This window comes from Gottfriedia sp. NPDC057991 (assembly GCF_042886615.1).
In the GTDB taxonomy this organism is placed as follows: domain Bacteria; phylum Bacillota; class Bacilli; order Bacillales; family Bacillaceae_G; genus Gottfriedia.
The window spans coordinates 245,201-261,059 of record NZ_JBHVQN010000005.1 but is presented as its reverse complement, the minus strand read 5'-3'; the positions used below and the strand labels follow the sequence as shown (position 1 = coordinate 261,059).

The following is a 15,859-nucleotide window of genomic DNA, read 5'->3' as shown; positions in this document are numbered from 1 at the left end:
GTTCTCCTTGTTAAAAAATACGAATGATATACTCAACAGTTATTAATATTATTCGTTTTCTAGCGAAAGTGCAATACTTTTTGAGAATTTTACAGCTTTTAACAAATTCAATTATGTTTAGTATTCCTAAAAGTACGATTTGGGTATGCTAAATCTGAATTATATAAAAGGAGGATGTAGTAAATGACTCAAAAACAGTTTCCGACTAAATTTATTCCACAACATCAAAATAAGCAACCAGGTATTGAAAAGGAAATGACACCAATACCGATATCGGATGATCCTAGTTACACACCAAGTGGTAAATTAAAGGGAAAAGTAGCCATTATTACTGGAGGAGATAGTGGGATTGGAAGAGCAGTTGCTATACTTTATGCAAAAGAAGGGGCATCAGTCTATATTCCATATTTAGATGAAGATGTTGATGCGCAAGACACAAAGAAATACATAAATGATTTAGGTGGAAATTGTGAAATAATGAGATGTGACATTCGAACTGAGGAAGTTTGTAAACAAATCGTTCAAAATGCAATTCAAACCTTCGGGAAAATTAACATTTTAGTGAACAATGCTGCTGTTCAATATCCTCAAAAGAATTTGGAAGACATTACGGAGGAGCAATTAAAAAGAACATTTGAAACGAATATATTTTCAATGTTCTTTTTATCAAAAGCTTGCCTTCCACATATGAAGCAAGGTGATTCGATTATTAATACTGCGTCAATAACTGCATATAAAGGACATGATCAATTATTGGATTACTCAGCGACAAAAGGGGCGATTGTAACATTTACTCGCTCACTTTCTACAAATCTTGCTCAGAAGGGAATTCGTGTTAATGGTGTAGCTCCCGGGCCAATTTGGACACCATTGATTCCAGCAAGTTTTGACGAACAAGAAGTAGCGAAGTTTGGTAGCACAACTCCAATGAAACGAGCTGGACAGCCTGTAGAGCTTGCACCAGCATATCTTTATTTAGCCAGCAATGAAGCTTCCTTCATTACAGGACAAATGATTCATGTTAATGGTGGAGTAATCGTAAACGGATAAACTAATAAAATGGTGCCATATACGATAAAATGTAAATGGCACCATTTCATTAATATTTAGGTCGAAACGTGTGACAGCAAGTTTCACCACTATGGACAGCAGAAGTAGTTATTTCACCGTCTAAGACTGCATTTTGAATCGTTAAATCAAAGTCATTTGAGTATTCATATGCTTCAGTTTGAACAAGAATTGAGTCTGCTTGGCAAAAGTTTCCTTGCCCCCAAAAATTACAATTTGCAACACTACATCTAATTTCTGGCATGAACTCGCCCTCCTTTTGTTTTATTTTCTACATACTTTGCAATCTCATTCAGATTTAAAATAGTGCATTATAGAAATTTTAGTGAGAATATTGTAAACTTTTGTAATATAGAAGGAGTTCGTAAGACTTTTATCGAATCTGAATTCTGATTAAGTATAGGAGGAGAACAAAATGAATTGGGAAACAACTTATGAAAAATGGATTAAATCACCGACTTTAGATCAAGAACTAAAAGAACAATTAATTAATCTTGAGAATAATCACCTTATACTTAAGGAAAGCTTCTATCAAAATTTAGAATTTGGAACTGGTGGAATGCGCGGAGAAATTGGACCTGGAACGAATCGTATGAACATTTATACTATTCGTAAAGCATCTGCTGGTTTTGCAAAATATATTGAAAGCTTTGGAGAAGAAGCAAAAAATCGTGGAGTTGCAATTGCTTTCGATTCACGTCATAAAAGTCCTGAGTTTGCAATGGAAGCAGCAAAAACACTTGCAACGCACGGTATTAAAGCATATGTATTTAATGAATTACGTCCTACACCAGAATTATCATTTGCAGTACGTGAGTTAAACTGCATCGGTGGAATTGTCATTACGGCTAGCCATAACCCACCTGAATATAATGGATTTAAAGTTTATGGTGATGATGGTGCTCAATTACCTCCAGCTGCTGCTGATCAAGTAATTGAATATGTTAATTCATTTGAAAATGAGTTGGAAATTGAAGTATCTTCTGAGCAAGAATCCGTTGAAAAAGGCTTAATACATAGATTAGATGAAGAAATGGACAAATTATATGTAGAGCAACTAAAAACTGTGGTTGTTAACAACGATTTAGTTCATGAACATGGTAAGGATTTAAAAATTGTTTTTACACCACTACACGGCACAGCATTAGTGCCTGCAACGATGTCATTAAAAGCAGTTGGCTTTGAAAATGTAACAATTGTTAAAGAACAAGCAATAGCAGATCCGAATTTCACAACTGTAAAATCACCGAACCCTGAAGAACACGCTGCGTTTGAATATGCAATTCGTTACGGTAAAGAGATTGATGCCGATGTATTAATTGCAACTGACCCTGATGCTGACCGTTTAGGAATCGCTACAAAAAATGAAAACGGCGAATACGTAGTCTTAACTGGAAACCAAACAGGAGCATTAATGCTTCATTATTTATTAACCCAACAAGACGTACCTTCAAATGCACTATTACTTAAAACAATCGTTACATCTGAATTTGGTCAAGTAATCGCATCAAAATTCGGTGTTAAAACAATCGATACATTAACTGGATTTAAGTTTATCGGTGAAAAAATTAAGGAATATGAGCAAACGAACGAATATTCATTTTTATTCGGTTATGAAGAAAGCTATGGCTATTTAGTTAAACCATTTGTTCGTGATAAAGACGCAATTCAAGCAACAGTACTTGCTGCAGAAATTGCTACTTATTATAAAACAAAAGGCATGACTTTATATGAAGGCCTAAATAGCTTATATGAGCAATATGGCTATTACTTAGAAGGATTAAAATCATTAACATTAAAAGGGATTGAAGGTACAGAAAAAATTCAATCGATTTTAACAAATTACCGTCAAAACCCTCCTGTTGATATAAATGGTCTAAAAGTTGTTACAGTTGAAGATTATAAACTTCAAGAGAAAACGACTTTAGAATCAGGGGAAAAAGAACAAATACTTCTACCTAAATCAAATGTATTAAAGTATCAACTTGAAGACGGTTCATGGGTATGCCTACGTCCATCTGGAACTGAACCAAAAATCAAGTTCTACTTTGGAATTGTTGGACAATCTCGTGAAGATAGCATCCAAAAATTGGATAGTTTACAACAAGCATTTATGGGAAAAATTGAAGTATTAGTCTAAAAAAAAGAGCGACTATTTAGTCGCTCTTTTCATTTATTTTAGTTAAAGCTCTAATGATGAGATAAAAGATTGTTCCCCGGCGCTTTCTTCCCTAGTAGCATGCTCTATATGTTGGAACATCCCTTTTAATTTTTCATCAATGATCGCTAAATCCCTCTCGTATTTAAAGGCATGTAGAAAATGTTCGATACGCTTTGAAAAAAGGTCGTCTTTCGTATTTACCATTAACACGAGGAGCTTATCCCATTGACAACAATAAGTGTAATACAATGCTAAATCATAATCGGATTGTACTTGCATTGTGAACCTCCTTTTTAGAGGGTACACATAGTTTATGGTGAAAAAAATTAATTAGCCATGAGAGAATTTAACAAAAGGTTACGGTAGAGGTTAGGTAAAAAAAGGATGGTTAAGTGCAGGAACGATAGGGAAAAAAGGAAGTAAAGTGAGAAATACCTAATTGGTTTTGATCAAATTAAAAGAAATGGCTTCGGCTTAGTTAAATGGAATTCAAAATAGGATGAATTCGGCAAAAAAATATAATGATTGCAGATATTTTTGCACTTGCATAGGAGTTTAATTGCGATTCTGAAATTTAATTGCGATTCTCAGAATTTGATGCGATGCCCAAAATTTAGATGCGATTTCGGAATTTAAATTAAGTATACTTTTATAAGGTACAGGAATAATAAGATTAAAATCAATAAATAATACTGGAGAAACTATGTACTCCAACTGCATTTTGTACTGTTCTTATTCAAAAATAAAAGTATTCAAAAAAAGAAGTTATATCAACCGCATTGTACAAATAAAATTAACTACCGTATGAATTTTTTTCATACGTTTTTTTGTGTTTGTGATTTTTTCAAAAAATTTCGAATTAGGCATATGAATATAGTAGAGATATGACTATTTTTACATTAATTCAATTTTCGGTTCATAGAATAATATAAGAAGAGACAGGAGGAGAGTGTGATGAAGGCGAGTGAATATAGAGCGTTGGAATATGCTATTGATGAAATTACCGAAATTGCGAGAGGATTTGGGCTAGACTTTTACCCAATGCGCTATGAAATCTGTCCTGCAGATATCATTTATACATTTGGCGCTTACGGTATGCCTACAAGATTCTCCCACTGGAGCTTTGGAAAACAGTTTTATAAAATGAAGCTTCATTACGATTTAGGGTTAAGCAAAATTTATGAATTGGTAATCAACTCTGACCCATGTTATGCGTTTTTATTAGATACAAACTCTCTCGTTCAAAATAAATTAATTGTTGCACACGTTTTAGCTCATTGTGACTTCTTTAAAAATAATATTCGTTTCTCAAACACGAAGAGAGACATGGTTGAAAGTATGGCAGCTACTGCTGAACGAATTAAACACTATGAACATATATACGGAAAGCAAGAAGTAGAAAATTTCCTAGATGCAGTACTCTCAATTCAAGAGCATATCGATCCATCATTAATGCGACCAAAACTGGCTTATGATTTAGAAAGTGATTTCCCAATGAAAGAGAAAAAAAGAGTTACACCATACGATGATTTATGGAATATGGACAATAGTAAAGAGAAGAAAAGTGATTCGAACCTTATCCCAATTAAACGCAAACAATTCCCACCACAACCCGAAAAAGATATCCTATTATTTATTGAAGAATACTCAAGAGAACTAGAAGAATGGCAACGTGACATCCTGACTATGTTACGAGAAGAAATGCTTTATTTCTGGCCACAACTTGAAACGAAAATTATGAATGAAGGCTGGGGGTGTGTTTCCTAAGGATTTTTAATGCCTCATATAATATTACTATATTATTATCATTACTTTAATATGATGAATGTGTGTTAAAACAGGAAAAGATTTTTCTGTTTTTTTGTGTTTGTTTCATTATTAAGAACATAATATTTCTGTTAAAATAATTATAGATAATTTGGATGCGAAAGGATGGAATATCCTATAAGGAGGAAGTTAATTTGGAAACGAACAAACGTGTATTTGTAAGTTATAGTTGGGACTCGAAAGAACATCAGGAGTGGGTTTTATATCTTGTAAACGAATTAAGGAAAAAAGGATTATTCGTTGAGGTAGATGTTTTTGAAACACAAACTAAATCCGTAAACCTAAATCAAATGATGGTCGAAAAAGTAAGAGATAGTGATTTTGTTGTCATAGTCTTAACAGAATCATATGCACGAAAAGCTGATCAATTTATAGGGGGAGTTGGTTTTGAATCACTTTTAACTCTACCTTACTTAATGGATAATCCAGAAAAATTAGTACTAATTATGCGTCACAAAGGTGAGTTTTCAAGAGTTTTTCCGTTCCATTTAAAAGGGAGACATGCCATTGATTTTTCGAATGACAGGGAATATGACGAAAAATTAACTGAGTTGATTTATCGATTACATCAAAAACCATTTTATTACGTGGAACCTGTGGGAGAAATACCAACATTAGAACCCAAAAAACCTAGTAGAATTGTTCAAGTTGATGAACAGAGAAGTAGACAAACTGAGTGGGATTTTTCTGATATAACTATACCAAGTTTGAAGCGAATTACAGACCGTGACATTGAAAAATTTATGAAGGATAGTTTTAATCAATTAATACAGTTGTTTAATAGATTGTTTAAGAAAGTACAAGCATCGAATCCAAACTTTGAATTTGATCATGATGAAATTGAGAAATATAAAAGCACTTTCCAATTGTATATTGATGGAGAACATATCCACGGAATGAAGATTTGGTATGGAGATTCGATCGGACGAAGTACCATTAATTTTTCATATGGAAGGCATTTGAGTAGAACTGATAATTCAATGAACGAAATCATCGTACACGAAATCAATAAGAATAATAAGTTGCATTTAAAAATGACGATGAATATGTTCGGGAATAGAGATGTATCTACTCCAGAAGAAATTGTAAGAGAAGTGTGGAACAATAACATTTCTCAAGTTTTAAAGTGAAATGAATTAACAAAGCTATTCATAAAGAAAATTTCTTCATGAATAGCTTTGTTAATTTAGAACTTTAAGTACTATGTTCATTTTCTCGTTATCACTTGGCGTTACTTTTTCAATCAATTCCCCTAATAATTCTTTTACCCTCTCAGTTGGTAATCTTTCTAACGCTACAATCACTGACTTAATAACATTTTTTAACTCCTTCTTTACTTGTTCTAAATTCAAATAGTCTTCTTCTATTACTTTTAAAGTTTCTTCTAAAATCTCTAACCGATTTTTTTCTTCTTTTAAATCCTCCAAACTGATCAAACCAGCTGTATAAGCTTCAACTTTTCGTTCATATCGTTTCTGTGCGACATGTATTTTTTGTTGGTTTGATGTTGAGTTAATTGATGAAGTAGCGGTTTTTTTTGACACTTCGAAATCCATTGATGGAATTTTCTCAAGTAATTCCTCTAGCCCTTTTTTAAATAATTCATCCATCACCTCAACCTTATACTGTTTGCCCGTGCAACTTCCTTTATTACTATACGCAGAACAACGGTAAGCCTTGTACGGACTGTTCTTGGAACCAGATGAACTCACACTCATGCCTGATCCGCATTCTGGGCATTTTAATAAACCACTTAATAAATAAGGACTATTCTTTGAACGGTTGGGTGTTTTTCGCCCACTCATTTTCACTTGCACGTCTTCCCATAAAGCAGGTTCAATAATGGCTTCATGCGTGTCTTCTTGTATGATCCACTCTTCCATATCTTTTTGTGGCTCTTTCTTATTGGTTCGATCCCGTCGATTCCAGATTGTTGTGCCCTTATAAACGGGGTTACTTAGTATGAGTTTCACACTTCGATTCCACCAGTCTTTGCCTCCAGGTGATAGAATCCCCTCATTGTTTAATGTTTTCGCGATGTTAATATAGCCATTTCCTTCTTCGTACAATCTAAAAATACGTTTTACTACGGATGCTTCTGGTTCTTTTACGACTAACAATTTGTCGACCAGTTGATACCCATAAGGTGCAGAAGTGAGCCATTTTCCTTGGTTGGCAGCATGAAACATCGTATCAATTACGCGTTCACGAATGCGTTCCCGTTCAAACTCGGCAACAGCTCCAAGCACTTGAAGCGTTAATCGTCCAGAAGGGGTATGTGTATCAAAGCTTTCACTAATTGAAATAAACGAAACATCGTACTGTTGGAACAATTCGATGAGTTCGAGTAAGTTCAAGAGTTTACGGCTCATCCGATCCAGTTTCGTCACGATGACTCGTGAAATTTTCTGTTGTTTGACGTCTTCAAGTAGTTTGGTTAATTGTGGGCGTTCAATATTTTTGGCTGAATAACCGTCATCAATATAATAGGTCACGTCTTGTTTCCAATCCATGGCTATGCAATAGGAGGACAATCGACTTTGTTGATCATCAAGTGATAAGCCTTCACGTGCTTGTTCGTCTGTGGAGACACGACAGTAGATGGCAATCGATCGTGTATCATCAGCTTTTCCTGTTTTGTTCATCGTAAGCCCCTCCTTTTTTACTTCTTGTCTAACTATATGAAAGCCAAAAATACAATATGAAAAAGTGGGTTGTCCTACTTTCAATCCCACATACCTTGTAATAAGGGAGTGATTGAAATGGAAAAGCAGCAAGAAAAAACCTCATTTATGCTTGGTGAGTATTCATTTTCCTCATTGGATGAGTTACCGACTGAAGAACGAGTTTTACTGTCAGAACGATTAATCACGTGGCGTGCCAAATTTGAACGATTGGTCATCGAATCCTATCTATCCACAACTTATCCACAATATGACATCCAAATTATATCGAACAAAAATGTTTAGTGACATGAACAAAGTATTTACCATAGTGAATAAAAATTATGCATCTGTCCATACTGATAAATATAATTCACGAAGGAGTGTTCAGTATGGGTAGAAAACCAAAAGAGAATGAGAGCATCCAATTGGATTCGTTACAAATCCAATTTGTGAGCGGATTTGAAAATGAATGGGCAAAAACGCTTGCGTCGATACTATGTCATCAGCTGAATAGAAAGTTTGAGGAGCGTGAGTTACAAGATGAAAAAAACGGTGGTGTACATTAGGCAATCACTTGATACCGATAAACAAAAAAATTCCCTGGAGATGCAACGCTCGCATTGTTTGGAGTATGCCAAGCAGCGCGATTGGATCATCGATGAAGTATACAATGAAGGAAAATGTTCGGCACGAAAAACAGAAATGAAGGAACGGCTTCACTTAAACCGACTACTAAACGACTGCAAGAATGGAACAATCGGACGCATTCTGATTTTTAAACGAGACCGATTGGCAAGAAATGTCGAACAGTATCTCGATATTTTACATCAAATTCGTTCGTGCAAAGTTGAATTACATTTTGCAGCAGATAATGAACCGCCTCTTTTTGATGGTGTTGTATCCGATTTAATTGAGTCACTTTTGGCTGGGATTGCTGAATATGAAGGAAATAACATTGTCAGACGGCTCATTAATTCGAAAAAAACCGCAGCTAGTCAAGGAAGATGGGCGGCAGGCTCGTACCCATATGCCTATATCAAGAAAAGCGAAGACCAACCAGGAGTTCTTGCAATCGATTCATCGAAAGTAAAAATTGTGAAAGCGTTATATGCTTTCGCTAAAACGGAACTTTGTAAAAAAGAGACAGACTTTAAGACATTTTTTGAGTCAGTCAAAAAAAATAAAGTGTTAAAAGAGTTAGATGAAAAACAAGTCTGGAAAATCTTAAGCCAACCATTGCATAAAGGGATTATGAGTCAAACGATTGATGGACAGGAATTCAATGAACCTGCATCACATCTTCGAATTGTTAATGTGGACAGTTGGGAAGAGGTAAACGCTGTGTTAGCGTTGATGAAACCACCAAGTGGGGTCGAGAAAATGATCGAAGAAGACGAAGTGGTTGTAGCAAAGTTAGCAGGAGTAGTTCATTGTGCAACGTGCAGGGAACCGTTTACGGTTACCCCGAAAATGTACAAGTGTAAAACTAAAGGGTGTAAAAATTCACCACATATTGAACGAGTTGATCAAGAAGTACTCGTTACGGTTCGAAATAGGTTACTGGAAAATGGAATGAGAGAATGGGAAACAGTGCGGGATCAACTCCAAAAAATGATCGTCTCACCATTTGAAAAAAGGGCAAATTCGTTAAGACTTGAAATTAAAAACCTTGAACAAAATATCGTGGAAAATGTGAAGTATCATGTGAAAACGAAGGGTGTGATCGCTCTAAATGAATCATTCGTTGAAACCTATCGTGAGAAGATGAGTGAATTGGACTTTATTGAATCGCGCTGTTATTCAATTAAATCGTTTGTACAGTCGCTAACGAAGGAAAAAGAACTGGAACGAGTTAAGAAAGAAGGATTGAAACCAATGGAAATCAACTATCTTTTACAGATTGTGAAACGAGTGGAGTACAGAAAAGGAATCAAAGCGATTTCCTATATTCACAATGAGCGAAAGGGCTGCTTACTGTGAAAAAAACAGAAAAACGTACACCAGAAGAGATTCTAGCGTCCGCGAATAAAGTTGCCTTTTACGGTCGCGTCTCGACAAGCGAACAACGGGTTGACTCACAACAAAAGGACCTAGTGATCGAATATTTGGCGCAACATGGTCAGGTACTTGGGGCAGATTCGAATTATGAAGATGTAAAAAGCGCATATTCAAAACGTTATGAAGAAAGGGAGCACTTTTCTCGATTATTAAACGATTTAGAAGACGGGGTGTTTGATGCGGTCGTCGTATCAGACCGCGATCGCATTTCACGTCAAACATCCGAACATTTTAAACTCCGAGATAAACTCGAAAAATTAGGGGTACCGATAGTCATTGCCTCACGAAATGAGTTGTATCAGCACGATGATTTGATTCGGAATTTAATTGAGGATAGTTTAACGAAATTTGAATCAGATACGATTTCGAACCGAACAAAATCAGCCCTTCGTACGCTCCGTGACAAACAAGCATATATTGGTGGGCGACCACCATATGGGTATCAAACAAAGAAAATAAAAGAAGTACGAAAAGGGAAAATAGAGGAAATGGTGGATGAATTTGAGCCAATTACCGAACAAATTGTCAATGTGAAACAGATTTTTGAACGGTATCGACAGCATCAAACCTTAACCAGTATCGCAAATGAACTAGAAAGTGAGGAGGGAACCTCAGAGAAGAAAGTTTGGACGAGTAACAAAGTCAAAAACATTTTGCTTAACCCAATTTATACGGGGAATCTTGTGTACAACCGTTATAGTGAGGAAAAAGGTGTGGTGTTTAAGCCAATTGAAGAGTGGGTCTGGTATCCTTGCGAATTCATCGCTGAGCCAATTTTATCAATGGAAGAATGGCTCTATTGTTGGCATTTATATACCAGCCGAGAGAAACATGATCGACACACGAACAGTTCGTTTTACCTCAATCATGTACTTACTTGTCACTGCGGTGAGAAAATGCTTGGAAAAGATCAACGAACGAATCAAAAAGGGAAAAGTGGGGTTTATGGTTATCGGTATTACATTTGTCAACATCGGACTTGTCGTGAAAAAATCCTGGCAGATGAATTACATTACATGGTAATGGCAAAAGTATTTCATCATTGTTTAACACCAACCTATGTAGGTGAAATCGTCAAAGAGAACTTGCTGCAAGAACTACATGAAAAACGGAAAAGTATTCAAAATTTGAGCCAGGTAATAGAGGAAGAAGAAGCGTTTTTAATTTCTTTAAACCGTTCACAAACCAATGTTGAAACAAAAGATATCCTTCTTCATGAGTCATCGAGTCCACAGGCGCTTGCTTATTTAATTTCAAAACGGTTAAGTGAGGAGCGAATCGAACACGGAAGGGTGATGACAAAGAGACTTCAGAAAGATATGGAGACAATCAACAAGCTAGTATCCGATCATAACAAACTGGAAAAACAGATTAGAGCGTTCATTGACAAAATGCATTGGACGAAACTGTTACATTATGAAATTCGCAAACTACTGTTATTTGCGGTTGTTTCGTGTCGGTTGACTGCGAGAAACCGAGTGAGTCTAACGTTGCGAAAGGAAGAGGAAGAAGAAGAATTCGATGTAAATGGCTTAAAAAAATGAGGTGGTTCTCGAAAATCGAGAATTGCCTCTTTTTTTGTGTCAAAATGCAGTAATTTTCCACTTTGGGATGAAGTCCAGCTACAATTAAGGTATGGACAGATTTAATCAAATTTAAAAATCGTTTTTGAGCGACATTCGACACCACTCTTTATTGACGAACAAAGAGATTAGTAATTTAATAGCAAAGTCGAATGTTGGAAGGTAGGGGATTCCCTTATTTCTCGGTTGTAAATTGAGGCTTGTATAAAATCTCGGTGAAGGAGAAGAAAGGGATCCCTTTCTTCTCTTCCACCGAGATTATGAACCCTTGATATAGCTGGAATGTACAGGCTACAAGGGTTTTGTCAATATTTGAGACTATTTGTTAATGAGGTCTCAAAAACCTACAAAACATTTCTCGGTCGTATAATTTTTAACAACATTTTTCTCGGTAGTGCATTTTACTATTGTCATGTTACTTTTGTAAGTTTACTAGAGTAACATGACAATAGTAAACTTACAAAAAAAATTTTACATAAGTAAAGTTACAATAGTCATTTTACAAAAGTAATGACTCATGAAATTGGAGTTGTCCACATATACTGTACAAGCAGATTTTGCTAGGAGGTTTGTACATGGAAAGCGAACGCTACTACAATGTACACGAAGCACTTTATTTCATGAAAAAACACTATGTGACGGGAAGCCAGCAAGTATTGACAAGGTTCATTCGAGAAAACCGTCTATTCGCTACTAAAATGCCGTATGGCTATATCATTAAAGAACAAGATCTATTTGATTTCATCGATTCTCAAAATGAGGGTATTGTGAGAATCATGGAAGTGTATGATGCTTATGTTGATGAATTTGAAGAAAAATTTAAAAAAGAGAAACGTAAAGAAGAAAAAGATGAAATGAATATTGAGAAAGAAGAGTCACGATTAAATACAATTGAAGAACAGTTAAATAAATTAATTGACTGCGTAGAAAATTTAGCTAGTTTATCCAGTCAAGATAGAGAATTAACAGAAAGCGACCATTTACTAGTACCTGAGAAACAAATTACAGCAACAGAACAAAATCAAGTGGTTCATGGAAAGAAAACAGCGAAAAGTAATGCACCTGTTGGACAAATGACACTAGAAGATTTTTCAAATGAAATAGTAGGTAACATTGAAAATAAAGATCCTTTAACCTTATTTGTCAATATATCACAACATCGAATGGTCCATCACTATTTACCTAAATTAATTCAAGCCGTTCAAGAACTTGATTCACATCAGTTATGGAGTAAAGAGGGATCATGTGTCAATTCAGTGGGCGGCATTGTTCTTCATATATGTGAACACGTAAAGAGAAATACGATTCGATTCTCTGATCCGAATCATAAAAGGTTTGAGAAAGGAATTGAAGATCATTTTCCAGAATCTGACGCATCATCTCAAGAATTGATTCAACAAATCAATGAATCTTTTACTGAATTAAACGAAGTAATGAAGCAGTTAATAGAGAATTTACCGAACGAAATTGATATGCACAATCTGTATCATTTGGTTGAACATACAGGATATCATCTCGGTCAGATTGTTGATCGCTCCAAACGACTATTACATAAATCATTTGATTTTTGTCAAAATGGGTTGAGTGAACAATCGTTAAGAAAAATTATCGAGGAAGATAAGTGAAGGGTCTTCTATGGAGAGATTCTGTTTTTAATTTTGTTACGTATTACGATTGTAGTTTGCAGCTCTATTCAGTTCATCAAATTTTTTGGCTCATATAAGGATCTAAAACTGGACCATATGTTTTTTACATGGTCGTTTAAATAAAAAATCAGTTAAAAATCCTTTTTACGGAGCTGCAAATGAATCTAATAAATAAAGGGATTGGTATAACAACCAATCCCTTTATTTAATCATTATTCAAGTGTCATCTTCATTTAATTCATTGTTAAGTATATCACGAATATAACTCTCCCAAAAAGATAATACCATTGCAGATGAATATGTAATAAATGTGATTGCTTTGAATTTACTGTCCAGGGATAATTGGTGATATTCTGGAATTTCAAGAAGCATTCGTTTAATTGCTAAAATTTCAGATTGAATAATCCTACGTTCTTTAGCTAATTTAAATATGTGATTTTTTTCTTCTATTGAAATCGATAAATCATAAATCATATTAAGTTTAATCTGACTAAGCGGATTATTTATTAGTTCATTCTCGTTTTGAATAGATAGGGGTACCGACTCACTATATTGAAAATCTTTTAACATTTTCCTTGTTATTAGACTTTGATTAATTAATTTTTGTTTGTTAATTGTCGGATGATTACTTAATTTTGAGATTAATTTTTTTTTAGATTGGGGAGACGTTCGATAGAGTATGGAAAGTCTACGACAATATTTTAATAGCTGCTTATCCGTACTAGTAAATTCTTCAACCAAGCACAGAACATTCTCATTATCATTGTATAAATAATTTAATTTGTGTATTGCCCCTGTTGCATAGTATAAATCTGCTTCGGGATCTTTTTCTACAGGAACTAGGAGATCGTACGCATCGAAGTATGGTTTTAATTTTCTTAATCTTCCTTTTGTCGCCTCTTCAAAGTGCTCGTGAAAAACGGGAATGATCTTCTTCTTATTTACATAAAGAATCTGAACATTATTCATAGTCACCACCTCATTTATTTGTATGAGCTATGAAAATTGTCCTATGCTATTCAATCTATATTTCATCCTCTCCCTTCAAAGGACTAAAAATATTCTAGTAAAACAAAGAAAGGAGTACATGAAGTGTAATCCAACGTACTCAATAGGATTGTATGTAATAATAGAAGTGGCTTTTATTTGACAGAAAGATGTTAATGATTAGTATAAATTTTGAAATCAAATTTTAACGAGGAGGCGATTGAATTGTTCCCAATCCTAGTATTTTCTGTTCCCTTTAAGGAGTCAACATATCCATATATTATAAATGTTAAATTAATATTTACACTGGATTGTCTTACAGATGAAAAATTAACTGAAATGAAATTATTTTATGAAGCACCAATTTGTATGTTGGTTGATAATGGAGAAAGTGTCGGAAAAGGAGTATATACATGTGTACACAAACAGATTACGGAGGTTAAGGGGATAAATGTATCAGGTTTTGTTTTTAAAGAGAAAGAAAACTGTACTGATGAAATGGAAGATTTCCTAAATTACATGGATTCCTTAGATGAACATATCGATATATTTCTAATTAATAAATTCTCAATTTTTAATCAAGAAACAGTACAACAATTAGTCTCAATAATGAAAAAGAAAAAGATAAAATACTTGTTTTTCGGTCACAAAGAAGAAAAGGGACTAAGAAGCTCAGATAGAACGCTAGTCCCTGTCAACCAATTTTATACTTTTATTTACACTGATTGTTCAAACCAAACTGGAATTGATGAATTTAATATTTGAGCCATTCTAATGCGGTGTCGACCGTTCATAATTTGTTTAGGTGTACCTGCTGTATCAACTCTGGCTTTTTCACTATCTTTTTCATATGACCCGAATGCCCATGCGTTAACAATTAATTTAAATGGGGTTTCGAAGTTGTTTTGATGACAATAATGTAAGAATTTAGCGTGAATTTTCGGGAAATTTTCTTCGAAATAACCAATGTCTACTAAAGATTCTAATTGAGTATCAGTAAACCCATTCTCTAATAACCAATTTCGGGTTAATAAAGCACTTTTTAAGCTTGAGCAGAATTCACAATCTTGTAGTTGGGATGAAATGAGCAAACAATCTTCTCTTTTTGTTCTTTTTGAACAAGCATTTATTGAATCCGAAGTTACAAAAGTAGGTACTGGTAAATCATTTGCATTTACTATTTTTCTTATCAATTCAAATCCCCCTATATAAAGTTATAAAAAAATCATAATGGAAACTAAACGGTTTGTAAATCAGCAGTTTAAAAACCCTACTCGGTGTCACAGCAAATCCAAGGCTATTAGAAATCCTTCAATTAGAAGGGTTGGTAGTGACTTCTTTTAAAGCAAGTACGTTATTAGCTGGAACAGAAGAGATCCAGACACAAGCATTAAACGGCAATCCAAGTGAAACATTGAGTAATGCGTCAAAACTACTCTTATTATCGCTGTTAAAGAGTACGCAATTAACGCCTGTGGCTGGAGCGATTAATACATATGAATTGTCATATGTATATAAGATTTTTCCATTAAATCATCTTAGACTGGCTGATTGTTATGATTTCCAAATTCGTGTTCCATTTGAATGGATTAGGAATGGTTGGTGAAAGTCGCGTAGAAGTCACGGTCATTTTACCTAGATCCGCTGAAATTGATAGAGATACAACAAAAGGTACAAATGTAAATGGTTCGTACTGTTAACAACTGTAATAATTAGAATTCAAACAAAGAACCCAGCATAATGCTGGTTTTTTTATTTTTTATAATGTTTTTTAATTCTTTTTCCTCTTTTCGAACTTTTTTCATTGAAACACTCTAGTTATATTTGTGAGTTAGCATCTTTTTTATATTTCTTAGATTCTGA

At 34.5% G+C, this 15,859-nt stretch carries 15 protein-coding genes and 1 pseudogene; 11 read left to right on the top strand and 5 right to left on the bottom strand.

Going from position 1 to position 15,859, the window contains the following annotated elements; all coding sequences use genetic code 11:
• Positions 1-183: 183 nt before the first annotated feature.
• A complete protein-coding gene (locus ACFVR2_RS17800) occupies positions 184-1,050 on the top strand; it encodes an SDR family oxidoreductase (protein ID WP_387364549.1) in 867 nt (288 codons plus the stop codon).
• A gap of 49 nt (positions 1,051-1,099) precedes the next feature.
• On the opposite strand, the gene ACFVR2_RS17795 is transcribed toward ACFVR2_RS17800, so the two are convergent.
• Entirely contained in the window at positions 1,100-1,312 is a 213-nt protein-coding gene (locus tag ACFVR2_RS17795) for a DUF1540 domain-containing protein (protein WP_056471273.1), read from the bottom strand.
• A 171-nt stretch (positions 1,313-1,483) separates the two neighbouring features.
• Here ACFVR2_RS17795 and ACFVR2_RS17790 point away from each other — a divergent pair, with 171 nt between their 5' ends.
• Complete coding sequence (locus ACFVR2_RS17790) at positions 1,484-3,208, top strand: phospho-sugar mutase (protein WP_387364546.1); 1,725 nt, start codon at positions 1,484-1,486, stop codon at positions 3,206-3,208.
• Positions 3,209-3,250: 42 nt separating this feature from the next.
• Here the strand turns inward: ACFVR2_RS17790 and ACFVR2_RS17785 are convergent, their stop codons facing one another.
• The gene (locus tag ACFVR2_RS17785) at positions 3,251-3,508 is read right to left on the bottom strand and encodes a YhdB family protein (RefSeq protein ID WP_387364543.1); all 258 of its coding nucleotides are present in this window, start codon (positions 3,506-3,508) and stop codon (positions 3,251-3,253) included.
• Between the two features lie 675 nt (positions 3,509-4,183).
• Between ACFVR2_RS17785 and ACFVR2_RS17780 the strand changes: the two are divergent.
• Together ACFVR2_RS17780 and ACFVR2_RS17775 are read left to right on the top strand one after the other, a co-directional pair.
• Positions 4,184-4,981 (top strand): annotated as a pseudogene (locus ACFVR2_RS17780) (SpoVR family protein); the annotation flags it as partial.
• Between the two features lie 209 nt (positions 4,982-5,190).
• The gene (locus ACFVR2_RS17775) at positions 5,191-6,186 is read left to right on the top strand and encodes a toll/interleukin-1 receptor domain-containing protein (protein ID WP_387364540.1); all 996 of its coding nucleotides are present in this window, start codon (positions 5,191-5,193) and stop codon (positions 6,184-6,186) included.
• 51 nt (positions 6,187-6,237) lie between these two features.
• Here ACFVR2_RS17775 and ACFVR2_RS17770 read toward each other — a convergent pair whose 3' ends face one another.
• Positions 6,238-7,701: a recombinase family protein gene (locus ACFVR2_RS17770; RefSeq protein ID WP_387364537.1), complete on the bottom strand. Its 1,464-nt coding sequence runs from the start codon at positions 7,699-7,701 to the stop codon at positions 6,238-6,240.
• A gap of 117 nt (positions 7,702-7,818) precedes the next feature.
• Here ACFVR2_RS17770 and ACFVR2_RS17765 point away from each other — a divergent pair, with 117 nt between their 5' ends.
• The 5 genes from ACFVR2_RS17765 to ACFVR2_RS17745 all read left to right on the top strand — a co-directional run bounded on the left by ACFVR2_RS17765 (position 7,819) and on the right by ACFVR2_RS17745 (position 12,988).
• Positions 7,819-8,025, top strand: coding sequence for a hypothetical protein (locus ACFVR2_RS17765; RefSeq protein WP_387364534.1), 207 nt, complete (start codon positions 7,819-7,821; stop codon positions 8,023-8,025).
• Between the two features lie 86 nt (positions 8,026-8,111).
• Entirely contained in the window at positions 8,112-8,288 is a 177-nt protein-coding gene (locus ACFVR2_RS17760) for a hypothetical protein (protein ID WP_387364531.1), read from the top strand.
• Positions 8,263-9,702, top strand: coding sequence for a recombinase family protein (locus ACFVR2_RS17755; RefSeq protein WP_387364528.1), 1,440 nt, complete (start codon positions 8,263-8,265; stop codon positions 9,700-9,702). The genes ACFVR2_RS17760 and ACFVR2_RS17755 overlap by 26 nt, the downstream gene beginning before the upstream one ends.
• The gene (locus ACFVR2_RS17750; RefSeq protein ID WP_387364525.1) at positions 9,699-11,324 is read left to right on the top strand and encodes a recombinase family protein; all 1,626 of its coding nucleotides are present in this window, start codon (positions 9,699-9,701) and stop codon (positions 11,322-11,324) included. Before ACFVR2_RS17755 ends, ACFVR2_RS17750 begins: the two co-directional genes overlap by 4 nt.
• Before the next feature lie 1,112 nt (positions 11,325-12,436).
• Positions 12,437-12,988 (top strand): hypothetical protein, encoded by a 552-nt coding sequence (locus tag ACFVR2_RS17745; RefSeq protein ID WP_387365068.1) that lies wholly within the window; start codon positions 12,437-12,439, stop codon positions 12,986-12,988.
• A gap of 237 nt (positions 12,989-13,225) precedes the next feature.
• Here ACFVR2_RS17745 and ACFVR2_RS17740 read toward each other — a convergent pair whose 3' ends face one another.
• The gene (locus ACFVR2_RS17740) at positions 13,226-13,978 is read right to left on the bottom strand and encodes a hypothetical protein (protein ID WP_387364522.1); all 753 of its coding nucleotides are present in this window, start codon (positions 13,976-13,978) and stop codon (positions 13,226-13,228) included.
• A gap of 243 nt (positions 13,979-14,221) precedes the next feature.
• Between ACFVR2_RS17740 and ACFVR2_RS17735 the strand changes: the two genes are divergently transcribed.
• On the top strand, positions 14,222-14,761 hold the full coding sequence (locus ACFVR2_RS17735) for a hypothetical protein (RefSeq protein ID WP_387364519.1): 540 nt from the start codon (positions 14,222-14,224) through the stop codon (positions 14,759-14,761).
• Here ACFVR2_RS17735 and ACFVR2_RS17730 read toward each other — a convergent pair.
• Complete coding sequence (locus ACFVR2_RS17730; RefSeq protein WP_387364516.1) at positions 14,713-15,189, bottom strand: hypothetical protein; 477 nt, start codon at positions 15,187-15,189, stop codon at positions 14,713-14,715. The genes ACFVR2_RS17735 and ACFVR2_RS17730 overlap by 49 nt on opposite strands.
• 137 nt (positions 15,190-15,326) lie before the next feature.
• On the opposite strand from ACFVR2_RS17730, the gene ACFVR2_RS17725 reads away from it, so the two are divergent.
• Positions 15,327-15,602, top strand: coding sequence for a hypothetical protein (locus ACFVR2_RS17725; protein WP_387364513.1), 276 nt, complete (start codon positions 15,327-15,329; stop codon positions 15,600-15,602).
• The last annotated feature ends 257 nt before the right edge of the window (positions 15,603-15,859 follow it).